Origin of the sequence: Flavobacterium succinicans (assembly GCF_001662485.1) — a bacterium.
In the GTDB taxonomy this organism is placed as follows: Bacteria; Bacteroidota; Bacteroidia; order Flavobacteriales; family Flavobacteriaceae; genus Flavobacterium; species Flavobacterium succinicans_A.
The window spans coordinates 14,163-38,171 of the sequence record NZ_JMTM01000046.1 but is presented as its reverse complement, the minus strand read 5'-3'; the positions used below and the strand labels follow the sequence as shown (position 1 = coordinate 38,171).

Sequence of the window (24,009 nt, the reverse complement as noted above, 5' to 3'; positions counted from 1 at the left end):
AAAAGGTGAAACCGTACATATGGCTTCACCTTTTTAAAAAACTAACTACATTTATTTTTACCAGAAAATAGTATACAGCGCCACTAATAAACCAACAATTATAAGCGTACCAACTGCAAAACTATTAGAGACTTTAAACATTTTAGTGTCAACTTCTAACCCTTTAGACACGATACCTCGTTTTTCGTCCCACAAACTAATTACAACCATTAATAAAACACACAGTATAAACACAAATCCCATTCTATCTATGAATGGAATTTCAAATGCCATGGTTTTGTCTTTTTGTTCCACCAAAGTAGCGAAACCGTAGTCACTTAAAAATCCTAAATTGACCAACTGAGGTAAAAATTTGAATACAACAGACAATACAAAACCGCCAATCGTTGCAAACAAAGCTGCATTAGAACTTGTTTTTTTCCAAAAGAAACCTAAGATAAACATGGCAAAAATACCCGGACTCACAAAACCTGTGTATTCTTGAATGAACTCAAAGCCTCCTTTTTTATCAATACCTAAAAAGGGAGCGATTACTGCGGCTACAAGCATCGCTACAACAACCGTGATTTTCCCCACACGAACCAATTGCTTTTCAGAAGCCTCCGTGTTTATTTTTTTCTTAAAAATATCTAAGGTAAAAATGGTAGCAATACTATTTACTTTTCCTGCCAATGATGCAACAACAGCAGCAGTCAAAGCCGCAAAGGACAATCCCTTAAGACCTACAGGCAATAAATTCAACAATACAGGATATGATTTGTCTGGATTCAAAATACCGTCCGCATCGAGCATCTCGGTTTGTAATCCGCCTTTCATGTGAATAACATAAGCTGCTATACCAGGAAGCACTACGATAATAGGCATCAATAATTTTAAGAAACCCGCAAATAAAATTCCGCTTCGAGCGGTTTGCAAATCTGCCCCCAAAGCACGTTGGGTAATATATTGGTTACAACCCCAATAATTCAAATTTACAATCCACATTCCTCCCAAAAGGACGGTTAAACCTGGTAAGCTAGGATAATTGGGATTATTACGATCAAATATCATATGAAAGTGATCTCCAGATTGGTTGAACATATAATTAAAACCTTCGACCATACCGGTTTGTCCGTTGAGTTCTGCAACTTTATTCAAAGCTAAATAAGTAGTTACTAATCCTCCAAAAATCAAAAAAACTACTTGAATAACATCGGTATACCCAATAACTTTCATTCCTCCTAAAGCAATAACGATTGCGAAAAAAGCCAAACCATACATACACAAATCCAATTGAATACCTGAGATTCCATTAATAGCCAAAGCTCCTAGATATAAAATAGATGTTAAATTCACAATCACATACAACAACAACCAAAAAACAGCCATAATCATGGCCACATTACCATTATAACGTTGACTCAAAAATTGGGGCATCGTATAAATTTTATTCTTGAGATACACAGGAATAAAGAAAACTGCAACAATAATCAAGGTCAAAGCAGCCATCCATTCATAAGTAGCAATGGCTAAACCCATTTTGAAACCATTACCAGACATAGCAATGAATTGTTCCGAAGAAATATTAGAAGCAATTAAAGAAGTACCAATTGCCCACCAGGTAAGAGAGCCTTCTGCTAAAAAATAATCGTGCGATGCTGATACTGACTGAACCTGCTTACGTTTGTAAACATAGTAGCCATAGCCAGCAACAATCAAAAAATAGAATAGAAAAACGAGATAATCATATAGTTGTAATGCATTCATTGGGTAATTTTTATTTGGTTATTATTTTAATTTTGGCAGTTGTAAAAGATTATTTTCTACTATTCTGTTCCCATTTCCAAGCGCTTTCGATAGCTTCTTCTAGGGTTGCTGCTGTTTTCCAGCCTAGTATTTTATTGGCCTTTTCTGTATTAGCATAGGCTTCGGTGACATCGCCTTCTCGTCTTGGTACGATGGTATACGGTAGCTTTTGTTTGCTCACATTTTCAAAAGCTGTAATCACTTCGAGTACAGAACTTCCTTTACCCGTTCCTAAATTGAAGACCTCTAAAGAAGTTTCATTTTTCTTATCCAACAAGCGTTGCAAAGCCACTACATGCGCCTTGGCCAAATCTACTACGTGGATGTAATCTCGCACACAAGTACCGTCAACAGTAGGATAATCATTGCCATAGACGGACAGCTCTTTGCGTAAACCCATTCCGGTTTGTGTAATAAAAGGGACTAAATTTTGAGGAACTCCAATTGGTAACTCTCCAATTTCGGTAGAAGGATGCGCGCCAATTGGGTTAAAATAACGCAGCAAAATAGCATTGAGTCCACTTACTTTGGTCACATCGGCAATGATTTCTTCCCCTATTTGTTTGGTATTCCCATAAGGAGACATCGCAGCTTGAATCGGCGTAGTTTCTGCAATAGGCATCACTTCGGCTTGACCATAAACCGTGCAAGAGGAACTAAAAATGAAATGAGCTTCTGGCTTTTTTTGCAATTCTTGCAAAAGATAAACCAAAGAAGCAATGTTGTTCTCGTAATACAATAAAGGATTTTGAACACTCTCGCCCACCGCCTTGGAGGCAGCGAAATGAATCACTCCTGTAACCTCAGTATATTTGGCAAAAAAAGCTTGTACTGCCGCTTTTTCTCTTAAATCAATCTGTTCAAAAATTGGCTGTTTTCCTGTGATTCTTTCAATTCCGCCCAAAACATCAATAGACGAATTCGATAAATTATCAATCACGATTACCTCATAGCCTTCATTTTGTAGTTCAACCACCGTATGCGAACCTATAAAACCTAAACCTCCTGTGACTACTATTTGCATCTTATTTGTTTTTATAATGAACTACTGACAATCCTCTCAAAACCTCAGCACTTTTCTCTGGAGTAATATCACGCTGTGACTCGCCCAACATTTCGTAACCTACCATAAATTTCTTTACCGAAGCTGAGCGGAGCAACGGCGGATAAAAATGCATATGAAAATGCCATTCTGGATGTTTTTGACCATCTGTAGGCGCCTGATGAATCCCCGAAGAATAAGGAAATGAAGTTTCAAAAAGGTTATCGTATTTAATAGTTAATTGCTTAAGCATTGTAGCAAATGCATAGGTTTCGGAGGAAGAAAAATCCGTTATTTTAAGGATATGGCGTTTACTGACAATCAAAGTCTCAAAAGGCCAAACAGCCCAAAAAGGAACCAAAGCCACAAAATGGTCATTCTCTAAGACTATTCTTTCGTTTAATTTTAATTCTTCTTGTAAATAATCTTGGATAAGATTTCTTCCTTGTAAATCATAGTAGGCCTTTAGATTATGCTGTGTTTTTTCTACTGAAGTAGGCAAAGACGATTGTGCCCAAATTTGCCCGTGCGGATGCGGATTACTGCACCCCATGATACTCCCCTTATTTTCAAAAATCTGAACATGATTAATATACTCTATTTTACCTAAAGACGTATACTCCATTTGCCAAGTATGAATAATGTTTTCAATAGCCTTGACACTCATCTCAGGTAGGGTCAAATTGTGTTTTGGTGAAAAACACACGACTTTTGAAATACCTCGTTCTGGTTTTGCTTTAAAAAAAGTAGGCGCATTGTTTTCTTCAAAAGCAATGGGTTCTTGTTTCAGCGCAGCAAAATCATTTTCAAAGACAAAACAATCTTCATATTTAGGATTAACCATTCCGTTAGCTCGAACATTACCAGCACACAAGTAACATTCTGAGTCGCATTCTGGTAATGTTTCAGAAGTAACAACTTCGTTTTGTCCCTGCCAAGGGCGTTTTGCACGGTGGGGAGAAACCAAAACCCATTCGTTGATTAAGGGATTAAAACGTCTATGTGGGTCTTCGTTGATATCAAAATTTTTCATGCTATTCATTTTATGTTTTTTGACACAGATTTCACGAATTATCACAGATTAATTTTGTGCTTAAAAATTTGTGCAAATCTGTAGAATCAGCGTTAAGTTTTTTATTAGTTATGAAGGCTTATATAAGGATGTACCGTTTCCGATTTTAACATCGTAGGTTTTTAACTCAATGTTCCATTTTTCTTGGTACAATTGAGCAAATTTTTGTTTAACGGCTTCTTCTTTTCCTTTTTTAATCAAGTTGATGGTGCAGCCACCAAAACCACCGCCCATCAATCGGGAACCTATTACGACATCATCGGCTAAGGCCAATTCGACCAAATAATCCAACTCGGGGCAGCTCACTTCGTATTCTCTAGACAAACCATCGTGTGTTTCAAAAAGCAATTGCCCCAAAAGCTCCATATTTCCAGCATCCAAAGCTTCGCAGGCTTTAGACACACGAGCAATTTCTTTTACTACATAATGCACGCGTGTAAAAACAACAGCATCCATTTTGTCTTTCAAAGTCAACAGTTGTGCTTCGGAACAATTTCTGAAACTTTTGATTTCAGGAAAACTAGCTTTGATAACCGCTAAACCTTCCTCACATTGTTCCCTCCTTTTGTTATACGCCGACGTAAACAAGGAATGCTTCACGTTGCTGTCAAATAACACCAAAGCATAGTCTTTAAAATCAGCATTGTGGTACTCAAATTCCAAGGTATTGCAATCCAGTTTAATGACCTTATTTTCTAATCCATGCACACTAGCAAATTGGTCCATAATACCACAATTGATTCCCACCCAATGTTCTGCCTTTTGGCTCATCAATGCGCGATTTTGTTGGCTAATGTCTAGATTGAAAAGTGATTGCATTCCGAAAAGGAAACCACATTCTAAAGCAGCCGAAGACGACAATCCAGAGCCTACCGGAATGTTGCTACTAAATACACAATTGACTCCACTAAAATCAAATCCATTGTCTTGTAGCTGCTTCAAAACCCCTAAAATGTAATTGTGCCAAACGGTTGAACTGAGTTGAATCGATTTCGACAAATCGATTTCAAATTCTTGATTCAAATCGATAGCCACGATTCGAGAAGTAGTGGTATTACTTTTTTCGAAAGCAAAGCAAATAATCTTATCTATAGCAGCAGGTAAGACAAAACCATCGTTGTAATCGATATGCTCTCCAATAATATTAATTCTTCCTGGAGAAAGCACTATTTTTTCGGGTACCTTACCAAATGTTTCCTGAAAAAAAGCCGTCGTTTTTTGTATTAATGCGTCCTTCATTTATTTTAATTTAATCAAAAGCTCAAGCAAAACTTTCTTTATTTTCTTTCCTTTGAGAAATGATGTTTTGGTATATTAATGATTAGCTAGTATTAAGAAAAAAATAGATTTCGGTGATTCTTTATATTTCAGTAATTTCAAGAACTACACTCGATTCTACCTTTGATGAAGAAACGCTCAAACCAACATTCATTAGAAAATCTCCAGTAAAGGATTCTCCCGATTCTTCGAGATATTTTTTCCCGTCAGGCATTACATTTATTTCTTCCACTTTGTAGGTTTTATTTGGATCTAAACCTTGAAAACGAACAGAATTGTATTGCGGATCATAAAGCGGATGAAGTGTATAAGAGAATAAAACAGCTTTACTTTTCGCCTCGTTAACATACATCAATACAGCACGGCTTTCGTCGTAAGGAGAAATAAGTCGATACAAATTGCCATACCAAATTACTGGGCTCAAACGTTTATAGTTGACAACAGCTTCCTTGGCGTATACTAATTCTTTTTCTTTAAGTTCCCTCACATTAATATCAAATCCGAGTTTACCCATCATGGCAACATCGGTTTTGAATTTAATGGATTGATTTCCCCAAGATGTTACGTGATTGCAAATCGAAAAGGCTGGAAAAAACTGTGAATACCCCCATTGTATGAATACTCGATTAAATGGATCGGTATTGTCGCTGGCCCAAAACTCGGTAAAATATTTGAGGAATGCATAATCCGTTCTTCCACCACCACCTGAGCAAAGCATCATAGGTAGATTGGGGTATTTTGTTTTAATTCGTTCTAAAACTTTATAGAGCCCGTTGGTATATTCAATAAATAAATGCGATTGTTGATTTTTTAGATAAGTAGAATATGCATTGGTCATCATTCGGTTGCAATCCCATTTAAAAAAAGCTACACCTGAATTAGTTTGCATAATGTCATCTACAGTTTTGAATACAAAATCTTGCACTTTCGGATTGCATAAATCCAAAACCAATTGGGTGCGATAATAATTTTCTGGTCTATTGGGTAATTTCAATATCCAATCTGGATGTTTTTCATATAATTCACTTTTAGGATTTACCATCTCAGGTTCTATCCAAATTCCAAATTTGACTCCTGTTTTCTCTGCTTCTTTCATCAAGAAACCGAGACCATTTGGTAGTTTTGTTTTGGTGGCTTGCCAATCACCAAGACCAGATTTGTCGCCACTTCGAGGGTATTTGTTTCCAAACCAACCGTCATCCAATAAGAACATATCAACACCAAGCGTTTTTGAATCCACAAACATGTCTGACAATTTCTTTTCATCAAAATTAAAAAAAGTGGTTTCCCAATTATTTAGTAGAGTTAATCGAGGTTTTTCTCCATCTTTTATTCCATACTTTCTAGCCCATGCATGTAAGTTGCGACTCGCCTGCCCTTTTCCTTTATTGGAAAAAATATAAATAAATGATGGCGTAATGAATGTTTTTTCAGGCTGAAGACTGTATTCTGAAGCAAATGGATTGATTCCAGAAGTTACTCGGAGTGCATTCTTATGATCTAATTCGAAAGAAAGCTTAAAGTTTCCAGACCAAGCAATTGTTCCTGCCACAAGCTCTCCCGAATTTTCGTCGGCTTTAGAATTCAAAGCCAAGAAAAAAACTGGTGTTTGGTACATATTATTACGAACTCCTAATTTTGAGTCGATTACTTTTGTACCACTGGTCAATTTACTTTCCTGCATACGAACTTCTTTGGCCCAATCTCCATGAAATTGAGTTAACCAATAATGATCTGCATCAAAATGCAACATTGAAGAAGCATAGTTATATAGCATCACTGGTTTCTTTTCGTGATGCTTAATTTCGGTCCATTGTTCAATTACGTTTTCATTAAAATAGGCTTTATAATGTAGTGTTACTTCTACGGGATATGCCAAATCTTGTAGTTGAATAATGGTTTCAGTAGTATTGCCATCTATTTTTGCTGTACGATGGCTTACATACACTAATTCTAGTGATGGATTCCCGTCATTATGTGTCATTCGAATCGCCGACTCAAATAAATTGTCTGTTCCAAATGTTGGATAGGCTTGATGTCTTAAATTGACCAATGGATTCCCGTCATTTACTACAAATGATTTCGTACTTTCCTTAGAAAGTAGGATATATCCCGAATTACCATTTAGTTTTGTACCTAAATAGGATTGATAAAGCAAACCGTTCTTACCTGCCTTTAGAATCAAAGCTGTACTTTGAGTTTCAATCTGAATTTGGCGATCCTGAGCATTAGCATTACAAAAAAATGTTGTAAGGGCTACTAATAGTATTATTTTTTTCATTGAAATTGTATAGCGATAATGTATGTAGTTACTTGTATTTAAAGAATTTCAAATTTATAGATGGTTTTGTGTTTGTAACTCTCATTCTTTTTGAGGACAGCACTCGGAAAATGTTTATGATTAGGAGCATCAGGAAAATTTTGGGTTTCAAAACAAATTCCACTTAAAGAATGATAAAGCACATTCTCTTTTCCTTTTATTGCTTCGCAGTTTCCCCCAACATAAACATGTACCGCTGGTTGATCTGTATAAACAGCCATTTTTAGCTTGTTTTTTGGGCTAATTAAGCAAGCCGCCAATTCTTGTTCTTTGTTTAAAACAAATGTTGTGTCGATTTGGGTAGGACATTCTTTGAAGGAAGAAAAATCATAAGTAGAATTAGTTAAATTTAAATAATTCCCAGTTGGAATATTCTCATTTGTTGCTTCCAAAATTTGATTAGAATTAATATATAGTTCCTGATTGGAAACATCCGAATGATGTCCGTTCAAATTAAAATAACTATGATGGGTTAAGTTCACAATGGTATCTTCAGTGGATGTAGCATTATATTCAATAACTAACTCATTCTCCTCAGACAATGTATAGGTTAGTTCTACTGTTAAATCTCCTGGATAATTTTCATAATTGTTTTGGCAGTTGAACCTTAAAGTTATCGAGGGATTTTCTCCATGACTTCTATTTTTAATAGCCCAAACTGCATTACTAAAGCCTAAATTGCCTCCGTGAAGTGAATGATTATTGTTATTTTTATTCAAATGAAATAGTTTACCATTCAATTCAAAAATTCCGTTGTTGATTCGACCCGCATATTGACCAACTGTTGCTCCTAAGTAAGGGGCGCTTTTTAAATTAAAAGACTCCAAATAGGCCTTAAGATTGTCAAATCCTAAAACAACATCAACACTTTTATTTTTCCCTATTGGTATTTTTAATGAGGTAATCGTTGCTCCATAATTGATTACGCTTAAACACATTCCATTTTTATTGATCAATTCAAAAGTATCTATGGCAATGCCATCAGACATGATTCCAAATAATTTTGCAGAAGACCCCATAATACTGTTCTGAATATTTTTTTATTGCTTATTACGAAAAATGAAATTCAAAAATAGAACATTAAGATATTGTCACATACCGGTACCTACTAGTTTTTTTATATCTTGCAAAAAAAATATTTTTATGAACATAATTTCCATTCAAAACAACCTAGGAATACCTAAATACAGACAGATTGTTTATTCTATTGAAAAGGCAATCGAAGAAAAAAAATTAAAAAAAGACGAGAAATTACCTTCGATAAATAAAATTTGTATTGCCTTTACCTTATCACGAGATACCGTTTTACAGGCCTATGAAGAGCTAAAAAAAAGAGGTATTATTTATGCCATCCCAGGAAAAGGCTATTATGTAAAAAGCCTTGAGGTTACTATAAAACAAAGGATTTTTTTATTATTTGATGAGTTAAATATCTTTAAAGAAGACATCTACAATTCATTTATGGAAAGTATTGGAAAAAACGTTCAGGTCGATATTTTTTTTCATCATTTTAACTACCAAATGTTTCGCAAGTTAATCACTGAAAGCAATGGTAATTATACAAAGTATATCATAATGCCAACCAATTTGCCTAATACAGCAGAAATCATAAAAACCCTACCGGTGAATGAAGTATTTATATTGGATCAAACCAACTTAGCATTAGAATCCTTCCCCGCCGTATTTCAAAATCACCAAAAAGATATTTACGATGCCTTACAAAAAGGAAAATCTCATTTAAACAAGTATAAAAAACTAATTTTAATATTTCCTGGCTTCAGAGAACCCGAAGGAATGAAAAAAGGTTTTGAAAATTTTTGCGCTGATTATTCTTTTGAGTACGAAATTATTCCACAGTTTAAAGGGAGAGATATTAATACTGGGGAAACCTATATAATTCCAAATGATAGAGATCTGGTTGATGTTATTGAAAAATCTAAACTACAAAACTTAAAATTGAGCGAAGATTTTGGAATTATCTCATACAATGAAACGGCTCTAAAAAAAATAGTTGGAAACGGCATCACCACAATTTCTACCGATTTTGAGGCTATGGGTAGGATTCTAGCCGAGATGGTTTTAAAAGGTAAAAAAGGGCAAATAGAAAACAAATGCACCTTAATCCTTAGAAATTCATTATAGTATAAAATTCAAACTGTTTTCGAATGGACTATAGCTCACCAACAAAATAGCCATTTGTACAATAACACATCCAAGAGGTGTGTTTTTTTTGTACTATTAACCCGTTGGGTGAAATTGTTTTTTTGAATTTCACCCAACGGGTACTAGTATTAACTTGTAATATTCCCAAACCAATAGTAAAGGACAAAGCAAAAGTAAGCAAGCAAAACTTAGTTCTAACTTCTTACTATAATTCTCTCACTGGTATGCTTTCAAAAACAAAATATTTCTACTCATAAACTTGTTTAAAAAATAATACTTTTTGGTACTATATTATCCACTTGAAACTATTTAGTAAAAGTTGATTTTTCATAAATAAAAAAATATACCCACTTGTAAATTTCTATTCAAGATTTTAAGACAGATTATTGATCATAAATATCAATCCAAAAAAATTTAAAAAATAGAACAATGTCTATATTCAACTGTAATTTAAACATTTTTTAATCCGCATAAAACCCTTGTAAGAGGAATAGTAAAAAAACCCTTTTGATTCTCTTTTTAAACATAAAAACTTGACTGTTACAGTACAAAAAAATAAAAGAAACACGTTCTAGTAAAGTTTCTTCTTAAGTAATTTTTATTCATATATTATCCGTTTTTAATACTATATTCTCTTAAATGTTATTGTTTTTTTAAACATATCACAAATAAACTGGTAGGTACTAGTGTGTATAAAAACAAAAGGTTTATACTTTTGGAACTCACATTTGTCTTTTCTCCGATACGATTTACAACTGCTAAATGCATTTTTAATTCTTCCTCTAAACGAATGCCGAAAAGATAAATAGAACACATTAGGAGTACATTACTAACCAAAACCATTATTGAATCATGAAATTTTTAATTAAAAACAAGCCAAAAAACGAACGGCTTACTTCTGAAATCAGGAAAGTTACCAAGCTAACATCTGGAATCCTGCTAGCCATGACATTACAAGTTTCGGCAGCAACAGAAACAAATGGCAGCAACTTCATCTTGAGGTTAAATAATACTCCAACTTTGGCAAATAATACCATAAGCACAAATTCATTTTTTTTCGAGTGGATAAAAACTAAAGAAGCAAATTTTTCATCTTTACAACAAACACCCATTAAAGGTAAAATAACAAACGGAAAAGGAGAGCCACTTCCCGGTGCTAATATCCATGTGAAGGGAACAAAAATTTCTGCCAGAACTGACTTAGATGGTAATTTTACCATTGAAACACCTGATGCAAATAGCATTCTAATTGTATCATTTACGGGCTATTTATCTAGAGAAATTCCTGCTTCTGAAGCGACAAATATTGAGTTGCAGGAACAAAACCAAACCTTAAACGAGGTCGTTGTTGTAGGATATGGTACACAGAAAAAAGCTGCATCAACAGGCGCAATTGGAACGGTAAAAGGGGCAATCTTAACCCAAAATGCCTCGGCAAACGTTTCAAACGGTATAGCTGGACGAGTGTCAGGCGTAATTGCCAATAATCGTTCTGGAAGACCCGGTGACGATAGTTCAAGTTTATTAATTAGAGGTTTCAATTCTTTTGGCGGAGGTACTAGCCCGCTTGTAGTTGTAGATGGCATCCCTGACCGAGATTTAAATAGGATAAATCCCGATGATATAGAATCAGTTACCATTTTAAAAGATGCGTCGGCAGCAATTTATGGGGTTCGTTCTGCAAATGGAGTAATCTTGATTACCACTAAAAGAGGAAAAATTAGTGCGCCAACCATCAAATTTGAAGGATCACATAGCATCCAACAATTAACAAGAATGGACGAAAGAGTTAACGCTTGGCAATACATGACTTACTATAACGAACTCAATGCGAACAGAGGGACGACACTTCCTTATGCACAATCAGAGATAGACAAATATAAAGCTGGCAATGATCCGAATTACACAAGTACAAATTGGCTAAAACAAACCTATAGAAAAGATGCTCCTCAATCTAATATTTCTCTTTCGGTAAACGGAGGTACCGAACAAGTTAAGTATTTCTTTTCTGGACAATATCTAAACCAAGAAAGTAATCTTAGAGAAAGCGATGAAAGATACAGACAGTTCAATTTAAGATCAAATATCGACGTAAACATATCATCCAACTTGAAAGTAAACTTAGATATTGCAACTCGAAAAGAAGACAGAACCTATCCCGCAATAGGCATTGGAAGTATAATGCATGAAACCGTTAGTATGTACCCTTTTATACCAGCATACTGGAAAAATGGTTATCCATCTTCAGGAATCGCAAACGGAAAAAATCCAATTTTAATGTCATCATCGGCAGCAGGCTATGATAAAATTATGGATCTTGTTGTGAATCCCAAAATAGGATTTGACCTAAAATTACCAAAAATAACCGAAGGTTTATCCTTAAATGGATATGCCGCATTTGATTACAATGTTCGTAGTGAAAAAAGATTTACTAAACCATGGGATGCCTATTCTTACGACAAAACAAATGACAGCTACATCAACGTAAAAAACAGCACTAACATTACAAGTGTTATGCAAGATGAGATAATTGTTAATCAGAATACTTATTTCATCAAATTAGCATACGATCGTAAATTTGACAAACACGGATTTAATGCTTTTGTGGGATACGAACAGACTACAACAAACAAAACAGAAACGTATGCCTATAGAAGAGACTTATTGAGCGATCAACTCGATCAAATTTTCACTGGAAGCACAAAAGGTCAAAATGCAACAGGTAGCGCATATCAAGACGGAAGAGAAAGTTACCTAGGAAGAGTAGCCTATAACTACAATAATAAATATTTTGCTGAAGTTAGTTCCCGCTATAATGGGTCCTTTAATTTCCCATCTTCTACCCGTTGGGGCTTGTTTCCAGCAATATCTGCTGGTTGGAAAATATCCGAGGAACCTTTTTTTAAAAACAATATAAAAGCAATTGAACAACTTAAAATAAGAGCTTCTTGGGGAAAAATGGGGAATGACGACATGAGAAGTAACGGTCAATCAAACCAATACTTATTCCTAACAAGATACCAAATGGTTAGCAATCAACAACTTTACACCTATTTTGGATCAGATTACACCTTAAACAATGGTATCTATCTTTCAGCTTCGCCAAATCCAAACATTACTTGGGAAGTACAAGATTCTAAAAACATCGGATTAGACTTTGGGTTTTTAAACAACCGATTGACGGCCACTTTTGACTTTTTCAACAACAAAAGATCTGATATTTTAACAGCAAGAAATGCATCTGTTCCCTTGTACACAGGTTTAGCTCTTCCAAAAGAAAATATTGGGAAAACTGTTAACAGAGGTTTTGATTGGTCTATCAACTATGCTGAAACAAAATCTGAATTCAAATACAGTATTGGCTTCAATCTCACTTATGCACAAAGTGAAGTACTCTTTCGTGATGAGGCAGCAAATATTCCAGAATGGCAAAAATCAACTGGAAAAGCAATTGATTCATGGTTAGTTTACCAAACCAACGGAATTTATCGCTCACAAGACGAAGTGGACAACTCACCTCATCTTCAAGGTGCAAAACCAGGTGATATTTGGGTAAAAGATACGGATAATGACGGTAACATCACCTCAAACGATAAAGTTAGAATTCCACAATCAGCTACGCCAAAAATAGCCTACGGAATCCCTATGAGAGCTGAATACAAAAGAGTATCAATAGATGTACTATGGACAGGGCAATCAAAAGCCAAACAAATGATACTCCCGCAAGCACAAGGATCTATTGTTGCGCCCCCAACCTGGTTATACAACGGAAGATACACAGCAGACAATCCTAATGCTCCCTATCCGGTAGCATTCAATGATACAGATACAAGAAATAATATTGATGCCGATTTTTGGCTCAGAGACGCTTCTTTCTTTCGCTTAAAATCTTTAGAAATATCTTACGTTTTACCAGAAAAAATTCTTGCAAAATACGGAATATCACATACTAGATTTTATGCTGGTGGAACAAATTTGTTTTCTATTGACAATATGAAAAAATATAATATAGATCCTGAAACCAATAATAGAACAGGAGTGAATTACCCTCAAACCCGTATTTTTAGAATAGGCCTAAGTATTGAATTATAATAAAGCAACAAAACAACAATATATTATGAAAAATTTTAAACCCAATAAGCTAATAAATACAAAAAATAAGGCATTCATTGTTGCTTTTGTTTTTATAGCAATTACAACTCTCATCTCTTGTAATGAAGACCCCTTAGACAAGGTTCCATTAGATTCATACACAGATGTAACAGTATGGAATGATTTAAAACTAGCAGAAGCCTTTGCGAATAATCTTTATAATGTGTTACCAACAACACAGCACAATTGGAACGATAGAACAAATCGCAGTTGGGCTTTATCAGCTTCTTGTGATGAAGCGTATAATAAATTTGATGACTATAATTCATCGACAATTAATGCTGGAGCTCTCACTGCTGACAATGCTTATGATTTTGACATTTGGAAACCTACCTATTCTATTATTCAAAATTGCAATATTTTTCTATCCAAAATTGATAATGTCCCTGGAGATGAAGCTTGGAGAAATCGATTAAAAGGAGAAGTACTTTTTTTAAGAGCTTACGCCTATTTTAAATTGACATGCGACTATGGTGGAGTTCCAATAATTACCGAACCCTTTAACTTAAATAGTAATTTTAAAGTTGACCGTAGTACATACGACCAATCAATCGATTTTATAGCTACAGAACTAGACAAAGCTACTGCTCTATTACCATTAACAACTTCTAGCCTTGGTAGAATCACAAAAGGGGCAGCACTTGCTATAAAATCAAGAGCACTACTTTATGCTGCCAGCCCACAATGGAATACGTCTAATGACATCAACAAATGGAAAAAAGCATCAGATGCTGCAAAAGCTGTAATTGATTTAAATATTTATCAATTATATGACAAAAACTATCCAGATATTTTTACAACTAATAATTCAGAAATTATTTCCTCTCGTTTATCTAGTAAAGACCCACAATGGAGTGCTTATAATGGAGTAGAAACCTTCTTGTCACCAAGTGGATTTCATGGCTGGGCTTCTTTTGCACCAAGCCAAGGCTTAATAGACGCATTTGGAACCGCTGACGGTAAAGATATTACAGACCCTACATCAGGGTATGACCCTCAAAACCCTTACTCAAACAGAGACCCTCGTTTTTACAAAAATATTGTTTACGATGGTCGTGCTTATGGCAAACCAGAATTTTTTCAAGATCGTTATGATGCTGGCCATTCAAACAAAGCAGAATTTTACGAAGGAGGTCTCGATTCTCCCCAAGGATGGGACACTTGGAACAATAGTGAAACACGTTATGCTTTTCGCAAATATTGCGATACTACCTATAACTATAATACGGAAACACAAACAAACAAAGCTTGGATTATTTCTCGTTTAGGCGAAATTTACCTTAATTATGCTGAAGCACAATTCAAAATTGGTAACGAAAGCACCGCTATTCAGTACTTAAATTTAATCAGAAGACGTGCAGGAATAACAACACCATTAGCAGGACTAACCGGCACATCTTTAGAAAATAAAATCCGCAATGAAAGACAAGTAGAATTATGCTTAGAAGGGCACCGATATTACGATGTTCGTCGTTGGAAAATCGCCCAAATAACTGAGAACAAACCTTTGATGGGAGTGATTATTACTAAAAGTAGTAACGGAACAAGAACATACACTTATAAAAAAGTTCAGGACAGAATTTTTAAACCTGAACACTATTTATTACCTATTCCAAGAGACGAAATAAACAGAACTGGTCTTGTTCAAAATCCAGGTTATAATTAATAAAATCATTTTACCCCAAACTCTCATTGGTAATAAAGAACTAACTTTATAAACTGATGATTACTCAAACCCACCATATAAATTGTGTGGGTTTGTTTATTAAAATTTGCCATAATACACAAGTAAAACATAACGCAAAGAAGGGTACTATTCAATGATCAACTATGATTTTAAAGTAGATTAAAACTAAATGCCTTAACTTTTATAACTAAGCATTGGCATGGAAAAACTTGGATTAAATAATAAAAAAAAAAATCTTTGTCTTGGCTAAAACAACAAATCAAGCAAACACCTTATAATTAATAAAAACACACTAACAAAATAAATTAATGAACCAATCTCTCAAGACAAAACGAAACTATTTTTTACTTGCCATGGTTACTTTTTGTTTCATAATGAATCAATCTTTTGCGCAAGAAGACCGTCGATGGCAAATCGAACAAGACGGTTCAATTTCTTGGCAAATCAACAATAACTCCATCCCTCATGACGATCATATAGAAATGAGTGGGGAAAAAATTTCCTGTGTCCTGCGGTACGGTGTTGCAGCCGATGGTTCTTTTCATGCTACGCGTAGCTTAGTTTGGCCTATGCTTAGAACAATCCCTAATAACACCCACGCAAGTCTTACACGACAATTTTCTCAAGATGCTTTCGATTTGGTAACCGTAAATTACAAACCAATTACGTCCGAAAAAGTAATTGCATTAACGCTTAATGGCACATTGCTAGTTAAGAGTATAGCCGGCAATACACTTGAACTAACCCGACAATTTTTTCCATCAACAACCTTGGCGGGCTATTGCGAAATTTATTCTATAAAAAACATATCGAAAAAAACCTGCGCCATAGAAATCCCAAAATCTAATATGGTTTATACCTCCGATCCTACAAAAGGAACAGAAGGCAGTTACAACTTGTATGTAGATCTTTATAATAACGGCAATTTTAATCTTAAATCAAATGAAGTCATTTCTTTTTCTGTTTTTTACGCTGGAGCTAAAGCAAATGAACAGCCGCCGAAAGTAAATGTAGAGATTGAAAAAAACAAACGCCTTGCATTAGTCCGTGAACTTTCAAATAAATTGGTTTTAGAAACACCCGATCCAGTATTAAATACAGAATTTAACTTTGCCAAATTACGAGCCTCAGAAAGCATTTTCGAAACCAAAGGAGGACCCATGCATGGACCAGGAGGTGAATCTTATTATGCGGCAATTTGGGCCAATGACCAAGCCGAATACATCGGACCTTTTTTTCCTTATCTTGGATATGACTATGGAAACAAAGCTTCATCAAATGCGTATGCTCAATTTGCAAAATATATAAATAAAGAATACAAGCCCATTCCTAGCTCTATCATTGCCGAAGGAACAGATATATGGGATGGAGCTGGTGACCGTGGTGATGCCGCTATGATCGCATATGGCGCTTCACGCTTTGCACTATCCAAAGGAAACAAAGAGGAAGCTAAACAATTATGGCCATTAATTGAATGGTGTTTAGAATATTGTCATAAAAAAATGAACGCCGAGGGTGTTGTAACTTCCGATTCTGATGAATTAGAAGGGCGTCTTCCCGCCGGAACAGCTAATCTCAATACATCTTCATTATACTATGATGCACTTAATTCAGCTATATATCTCGGAAAAGCCTTGAGCAAACCTGAAACTCAACTTAAAAAATACAAAGCTGAGGCTAAGAAACTAAAAATAGCAATTGAAAAATATTTCGGATCTAATGTAGAAGGATTCGCAACCTATAAATATTACAAAGAGAATGATATTCTTAGAGCATGGATATGTACTCCACTTGCCATGGATATTTATGATAGAAAAGAAGGCACTATTGCCGCTTTATTTTCTCCAAGATTATGGACGAAAGATGGTCTTGCGAGCCTTGCTGGAGATAAAATATTTTGGGATCGATCAACTTTATATGCATTAAGGGGAGTTTTGGCTGCAGGAGAAACGGACAAAGCACTAGATTTTTTACATTACTATTCTAATCGCCGATTATTGGGTGAGCATGTTCCATATCCTGTAGAAGCTTACCCTGAAGGTGATCAACGACATCTTTCGGCAGAGAGCGGATTATATTGTAGAATTTTTACCGAAGGATTGTTTGGCATCCGACCTACAGGTTTTCAAAGTTTCAACTTCACTCCACGTCTTCCAAAATCTTGGCCCTTTATGAAACTCCTACATATTCATGCATTCGAACGAGATTTTGATATCACCGTTGAAAGAATAGATAAAAAGCTTAAGATCACAATATCTGATGGTCAAAAAATAATAATCAATACATTGATTAAAGAGGGAGATAAGATTAATGTCAATCTATAATAGAAAACCAACTATCCATTAAAAAAAGAAAAAAAACGGATAAGCCCCAAACTTTTGAACATAATATGAGGTCTTCTTATTCAGATTATCCAATCTTTTTGCTTGATCCCCAACTTTTGAACTTGATCCCATTTAGTCCTCAGAAAAAATAAAAAAACCTCCTAATCAATCGATTAGGAGGTTTTTAAGTACCCGGAGCCGGAGTCGAACCGGCACGGTTTCCCACAGGTGTTTGAGACCAGCGCGTCTACCAATTCCGCCATCCGGGCTTAGCAGACTGAAATAACAACAGTTATTTCTCGCAATAAAGAGATATTTAGTGGTAGCTAAGTATCTTTTTCTTTAACACGGTGCAAATGTAAAAAATAAAATTAAATCTTCAACAAAAAATACTTAATTTTTTCCTTTCAGTGTTGAATAAATTTTATAAATTTGCACCTCGTTAAAACGACACACACTAACTAACTACTCCCGAGGCAAATACAGCGAGAACGCTTTAATTGATTATTAAAGCACCATTGTAAGCGCAGCGGAATAAAACAACAAATTACATGTCACACCTAGAACCAGAAGCTAAAATTTTTGCGTGTTCACAAAGTGTATATCTTGCAGAGCAAATTGCAAAAAATTACGGAATTCCTTTAGGAAAAGTTACCTTAGCTAAATACAGCGACGGAGAATTTCAACCTTCCTACGAAGAATCAATTAGAGGATTACGTGTTTTTATCGTTTGTTCTACATTCCCAACGGCAGACAATTTGATGGAATTATTAATGATGATTGATGCAGCCAAAAGAGCTTCAGCAAGACACATTACAGCAGTAATTCCTTATTTTGGTTGGGCAAGACAAGACCGAAAAGACAAACCAAGAGTTCCAATTGGAGCCAAATTAGTAGCTAATTTATTAGATGCTGCAGGGGCAACCCGAATCATGACCATGGATTTGCACGCGGATCAAATTCAAGGTTTCTTTGAAAAACCGGTAGATCATTTATTCGCTTCTACAATCTTTTTGCCTTATGTAAAAAGCCTAGGATTAGAAAACTTGACTATCGCCTCACCAGACATGGGAGGTTCAAAAAGAGCTTATGCGTATTCTAAATTCCTAGAATCAGACGTTGTTATTTGTTACAAACAAAGAAAAATGGCTAACGTAATTGATACCATGGAATTGATTGGTGAAGTTAAAGGAAGAAATGTAATCTTAGTAGACGATATGATCGATACTGGAGGAACATTAGCAAAAGCAGCCGATTTGATGATTGAAAAAGGTGCATTGAGCGTAAGAGCCATTTGTACACACGCAATTTTGTCTGGTAGCGCTTACGAAAAAATAGAAAATTCAAAATTAAGCGAGTTAATCGTTTCGGATTCTATTCCATTAAGAAAAGAATCTAATAAAATAAAAGTATTGAGTTGTGCACCACTTTTTGCAGAAGTAATGCACATGGTACACCACAACAATTCCATTAGTGGGAAATTTATAATGTAGCATTAGTGAATAGCACTTAGTCATTAGTCATTAGCAAAAAAAACAAGGCTAATCACTAATAACCAATTACTAATCACTACAAAAGAAGAGTTTAATTAATAACTATATAAATATTTACAATGAAATCGATTACAATTAAAGGATCAGAAAGAGAAAGCGTGGGCAAAGTGTCAACTAAAGCCTTACGTAATGCTGGAGCGGTTCCTTGCGTGTTATACGGAGGAAATCAAGCGGTGCATTTCTCAGCAGAAGAAAAAGCTTTCAAAAACTTGGTTTACACTCCAAACGCACACACAGTTGTGATTGAACTTGGAAACGGTAAATCTTTCAATGCTGTGTTACAAGACATCCAAGTACACCCAGTATCTGACAAAATTTTACACATTGACTTTTTCCAAATCCACGAGGATAAAGAAATTACAATGGAAGTACCTGTAAAAGTTATTGGTAACTCTAAAGGTGTTATGGCTGGTGGTGATTTACGTATGAACAACCGTAAATTAAAAGTAAAAGCATTACCAAAAAATCTTCCTGATTTTGTTGAAGCTGACATTACTCCACTTGAAATGGGTAACAAATTGTACGTTACTAAAGTACCTACACCAAACTTCAAAATCATGCACCCAGACAACACAGTAATTTGTCAAGTGAAGATCTCTCGTGCGGCTATGAAAGCAGCTCAAGAAGCAGCAAAAGCAGCAAAAGCTCCTGCAAAAGGAAAGAAAAAATAATTTTTTTTCAATCATTATATCAAAGCGTCAGTTACTCAACTGGCGCTTTTTTTTTAATCTGAACTTGTTTCAGGTTCTATAATTCATAATTTTAATTAGAAGCACACATCACTTCTATTAATCACGAATCCTCCTGCTGTCCGCTATATCTTTACTGCCGAACCCCGTCAGCAAAGGATGCCGCTCCCATCAGGGCTATGCTACACGACTCCTTTCCATAACAATTATAGACTTTCAATTTAACTTCTGCACTAAATACACTATTTTTGCAGCATTATAAAAGGAACCAAATTTTGTTTTCATCACGAAAAAGCAGGAATACAAAGTAAAATGAAACTAGCGGTTCACGGACACCAAAAACAAAATTAAGAAAGTGAGTAAAAAGTTTTTAATAGTAGGATTAGGCAACATTGGCGCCGAATATGTCAATACCCGTCACAACATCGGTTTCAAAGTGCTGGATTTTTTGGCTAAAAAAGAAAGTCTAGATTTTCAAACGGTAAAGCTTGGAGCTTTAGCCGAATACAAGTTCAAAGGCCGAACGTTCTTGCTTTTAAAACCCAACACCTATATGAACTTGAGCGGAAAAGCAGTAAAATACTGGATGGACCAAGAAAACATTCCGCTTGAAAACATCCTGGTCATTACAGACGACCTCAATCTTTCCTTTGGAACAATACGCATCAAAGGCAAAGGAAGCGATGGCGGCCACAACGGATTAAAAAACATCAACCTTATCCTAAATACACAAAATTATACGCGCTTTCGTTTTGGCATAAGTGACCAATTCAAAAAAGGTCAACAAGTAGATTATGTCTTAGGCGAATGGGACGAACAAGAAAAAGCAGCACTTCCGGAACGATTAGAAATAAGCACAGAAATTATCAAATCATTCGGCACCGCCGGACTCAACAATACGATGAATAGCTTCAACGGAAAATAAAAAAAGGGAAACATGATTAATTTGTTTCCCTTTTTTTATTTTAAAACCTACCACGCCATTATTGAATGACTATTTTCTTCACTTCTTTTCTATCACCATCTTCGACAGTTACGATATATACTCCTGCCATTATCTTCTTTAAATCGATGGTCTCACTAAAGTTGGTCGTTTTTCCATATTGTTTTTGATATACTTTTCGCCCTAACAAATCCACTACTGAGACCTCGACAGGCAAATTAGAAACACTAAGAAATTCAACTTTAAAACTACCGTTAGAAGGATTAGGAAATAATTTGAGATCAGCAATACCTAACGATTTAGTACTCAAGGTCGCCTTTAGAGTACAAATTCTCACCGAAGCCGAAGTAATAGTACCACCATCGTTTTTATAAGCATCTCTCACTCGTAAAAGCCATGTCCCCGCAGAATTTTGACCATTAAAACCACTTAATACATCATTAGGCTTGATTATTTGCAAAGCGCTATTGGCACAATCTAGAGCTTCTCCACTATCAACAATTTTTAATATTAATGGGGTTTTAGAATCGCCACAAACCCTTTGCAACAATCGAACCGTAGTATTTTGGGGACTTACAATTTCTAACTCTACATCGGACATGAAAGAATGAGAAAGCGCAACCTCAACCTCAACATTAGTAATTATTCCTAAATCAGCTGGGACTTCAATTTGCCTTGTGGTATAAGTGTTTACCCCATCTGGAATAGTAACTGGAGTTGCAAAAGGATATGTATTACAAGCCGAAACAGTAGTATAGCCAATAGCAAAAGAAATTGGATTTATTGAATAAAAAATAGAATTTGTAGGCTCTACCAAAACCCTACACTTTAAAGCACTTACTTCAGGCACAACAATCGACTGCGACCCGTCATTGGGTGTATTAGAAATCAAAGTGATTGGAAAAGTGAGTCCATCATCCGTAGACAATTTGATATTTACATTGGATGCCCCAGGCAAAGCATTGGCGCCATTTACATTCCAAGTAATGGCTTGAGTAGCCCCTTGAATCCAGCTCAAATCCGCAGTAGCTTGAGAAGTCACCTCAAAAGGACCTGCTGTGTTACTCACGTTTACCAACATTTGATCAGAAGCGGTTTGTCCCGAACCCAAAGCAGCATTATCTCGTGCGGTAAAAACAAAACTCATTGTCCTACCAATGCTGCTTAATGACTCCCAAGAACTGATAAATTTATTGATTAAAACTTTTTCATAAGAAGGAAAATAGCGACTCAATGAAGCTGTTGGTTGAAAAGAACGAAACAAAGGACCATCTGCCTTATCTGCAATGGCTAAACTATTTGCCCTAGATGTAGTAATCGCCGTATCATTTTGTTCCCAAACATAAGTAAAAGCACTTGTGGTAGTTCCGCTAGTAGTTCCCTTCAACACAAATGGAGTGCTTTTAGGAATGGTATAATCAGGCCCAGCATTTACCCCAAATATTGCAGTAGTTATAGCTGTTGGAACAGGACATGTTTTGGTAGCTAGATTTTCTTGAATTTGATTAATACTCGCAAAAGCAAAATAATCATCAGAATTGGATTGAATATCATAATCGGTAATTCCAGCATATCCCATGATGGTCGAACCACTTCCAGGCTCTACATTCGTTCCGGTATCTTCAATATCATGCGAAAAAGTATGGGTTGCACCTAACTGATGGCCAAATTCATGCGCCACAAAATCAATATCAAATGTATCTCCTTCAGGTTTATTATTTGAAGGGGAAGTAAAGGCACTACCTTTACCAGAATCACACACACAACCAATACAACCTGCATCTCCACCACCTCCTGAAGCTCCGAATAAATGACCAATGTCATAATTTGATTCACCAATAACATTCGTTAAAGTTGTTTGTAGTTCTTGATTCCATACAGTTGGCGCTTTTCCTCCAGTAACTGCTGTATAAGGATCGGTTGATGCATTCGTATAAATAACCTTACTATTATCGGCAATGATAACCAATTTTAAAGCCAAATCCCTATTAAAAACCCCATTGACTCTTGTCATGGTAGCATTCATAGCAGCCAAAGCGCCTTGAACAGTTCCTTTGTGATAAGCCGTATATTCACCAGTACAAGACAAGGCCAAACGCATCGTACGAAAAACACGATCACTCGCCATAGTAATCGTTGACTTAGACATTAAGGTAGAAGCCAAAACTTTTTCTTCTGTAGTACAACTAAAAGGCAATTCTCCTTTGGCCTTTTTATCAGATTGATACAACACATACTTATGAGTTTCTCCTTTTATGGGTTCCATAAACTCAACTGGTTGACCATTATTACGCAAAACCATAGTTTGAATTCCGTAGTCTGAAACACTAAAATAAACTGTTGCATTGGGATCCGTAATACCTTTTCCACTAAATGATTGAATATTGGGAAATTGCGCCTGTAAAATCGGATCAAAATTAGAAGATTCCCAGACTAAAAAACGTTCTATTTTTCCAAAAATATTCGGCAAACTTATTTCCTCTGTCGCTTGATCATAGGTTTTCACTTTAACCGAAGCTAAAGTAGATTTAAAAAACTGAGCATTTAACTCGTACAGCCCTTCATTTTCTCTTTCCTCTTGTTGAGAAAGACTTCGACTAGCAATTGAAGCTTTCGAAATAGGCTTCCAAAACACTCTATTTTGGGCTTGTGCAAAAACAGCAACGCAAAATAAAACTAAAAAAAGTATCTTTTTTTTCATTAAATGGTGATTTTGAGAACTTAAAGTTACTACATTTATCTTGATGGCCTCACGGTTTTTTTCTAAAAAAGAAAAAATTGTTATATTTTATTTCAAAAAAAATAAACAAAAATAACAAAACATAAGTCATACTCAAGTATTTTTCAGCACCATTGAGACAAAAAACAAGAAATTCAATGCTGTAAACTTTACGGGTTCTTGCAATAGAAGACAGGAAATAGTATCCCACTAATGACTTAATCTAAAATCTGCTATGGATATTTTGAAAATGATACTTTAGATCTTGTTTCTTTTAAAATA

At 35.4% G+C, this 24,009-nt stretch carries 14 protein-coding genes and 1 tRNA gene; 7 read left to right on the top strand and 8 right to left on the bottom strand.

Going from position 1 to position 24,009, the window contains the following annotated elements; genetic code table 11:
* Positions 1-57: 57 nt before the first annotated feature.
* From FLB_RS07440 to FLB_RS07415, 6 genes are all read right to left on the bottom strand, one after another.
* Positions 58-1,746: a sodium:solute symporter family transporter gene (locus tag FLB_RS07440; RefSeq protein WP_064715333.1), complete on the bottom strand. Its 1,689-nt coding sequence runs from the start codon at positions 1,744-1,746 to the stop codon at positions 58-60.
* A gap of 49 nt (positions 1,747-1,795) precedes the next feature.
* The gene (gene galE / locus FLB_RS07435; RefSeq protein ID WP_064715332.1) at positions 1,796-2,809 is read right to left on the bottom strand and encodes a UDP-glucose 4-epimerase GalE; all 1,014 of its coding nucleotides are present in this window, start codon (positions 2,807-2,809) and stop codon (positions 1,796-1,798) included.
* Between the two features lies 1 nt (position 2,810).
* Positions 2,811-3,860 carry a UDP-glucose--hexose-1-phosphate uridylyltransferase gene (locus FLB_RS07430; protein WP_064715331.1) on the bottom strand — a complete coding sequence of 350 codons (1,050 nt, stop codon included), beginning with the start codon at positions 3,858-3,860 and terminating at the stop codon, positions 2,811-2,813.
* 108 nt (positions 3,861-3,968) lie between these two features.
* Complete coding sequence (gene galK / locus FLB_RS07425) at positions 3,969-5,138, bottom strand: galactokinase (protein WP_064715330.1); 1,170 nt, start codon at positions 5,136-5,138, stop codon at positions 3,969-3,971.
* 121 nt (positions 5,139-5,259) lie between these two features.
* On the bottom strand, positions 5,260-7,458 hold the full coding sequence (locus FLB_RS07420) for an alpha-galactosidase (RefSeq protein WP_064715329.1): 2,199 nt from the start codon (positions 7,456-7,458) through the stop codon (positions 5,260-5,262).
* Positions 7,459-7,496: 38 nt separating this feature from the next.
* Positions 7,497-8,516, bottom strand: a complete 1,020-nt coding sequence (locus tag FLB_RS07415; protein WP_064715328.1) for an aldose epimerase family protein — start codon at positions 8,514-8,516, stop codon at positions 7,497-7,499.
* 124 nt (positions 8,517-8,640) lie between these two features.
* On the opposite strand from FLB_RS07415, the gene FLB_RS07410 reads away from it, so the two are divergent.
* The 4 genes from FLB_RS07410 (at position 8,641) to FLB_RS07390 (ending at position 17,823) form a co-directional block, all read left to right on the top strand.
* Positions 8,641-9,639, top strand: a complete 999-nt coding sequence (locus FLB_RS07410; RefSeq protein WP_064715327.1) for a GntR family transcriptional regulator — start codon at positions 8,641-8,643, stop codon at positions 9,637-9,639.
* Positions 9,640-10,512: 873 nt separating this feature from the next.
* Positions 10,513-13,752 (top strand): SusC/RagA family TonB-linked outer membrane protein, encoded by a 3,240-nt coding sequence (locus tag FLB_RS07400; RefSeq protein ID WP_082923240.1) that lies wholly within the window; start codon positions 10,513-10,515, stop codon positions 13,750-13,752.
* Positions 13,753-13,777: 25 nt separating this feature from the next.
* Entirely contained in the window at positions 13,778-15,478 is a 1,701-nt protein-coding gene (locus tag FLB_RS07395) for a RagB/SusD family nutrient uptake outer membrane protein (RefSeq protein WP_157490578.1), read from the top strand.
* 329 nt (positions 15,479-15,807) lie between these two features.
* Positions 15,808-17,823, top strand: a complete 2,016-nt coding sequence (locus tag FLB_RS07390; protein WP_197488947.1) for a hypothetical protein — start codon at positions 15,808-15,810, stop codon at positions 17,821-17,823.
* Between the two features lie 189 nt (positions 17,824-18,012).
* On the opposite strand, the gene FLB_RS07385 is transcribed toward FLB_RS07390, so the two are convergent.
* Positions 18,013-18,092: transfer RNA gene (locus FLB_RS07385), tRNA-Leu, on the bottom strand.
* Between the two features lie 282 nt (positions 18,093-18,374).
* On the opposite strand from FLB_RS07385, the gene FLB_RS07380 reads away from it, so the two are divergent.
* The 3 genes from FLB_RS07380 to pth all read left to right on the top strand — a co-directional run bounded on the left by FLB_RS07380 (position 18,375) and on the right by pth (position 20,990).
* Positions 18,375-19,316 carry a ribose-phosphate pyrophosphokinase gene (locus tag FLB_RS07380; RefSeq protein WP_064715323.1) on the top strand — a complete coding sequence of 314 codons (942 nt, stop codon included), beginning with the start codon at positions 18,375-18,377 and terminating at the stop codon, positions 19,314-19,316.
* Positions 19,317-19,435: 119 nt separating this feature from the next.
* Entirely contained in the window at positions 19,436-20,047 is a 612-nt protein-coding gene (locus tag FLB_RS07375) for a 50S ribosomal protein L25/general stress protein Ctc (protein ID WP_064715322.1), read from the top strand.
* 373 nt (positions 20,048-20,420) lie between these two features.
* On the top strand, positions 20,421-20,990 hold the full coding sequence (pth, locus tag FLB_RS07370; protein WP_157490577.1) for an aminoacyl-tRNA hydrolase: 570 nt from the start codon (positions 20,421-20,423) through the stop codon (positions 20,988-20,990).
* Positions 20,991-21,048: 58 nt separating this feature from the next.
* Here pth and FLB_RS07365 read toward each other — a convergent pair whose 3' ends face one another.
* Positions 21,049-23,709, bottom strand: a complete 2,661-nt coding sequence (locus tag FLB_RS07365) for a reprolysin-like metallopeptidase (RefSeq protein ID WP_064715320.1) — start codon at positions 23,707-23,709, stop codon at positions 21,049-21,051.
* Positions 23,710-24,009: the final 300 nt, after the last annotated feature.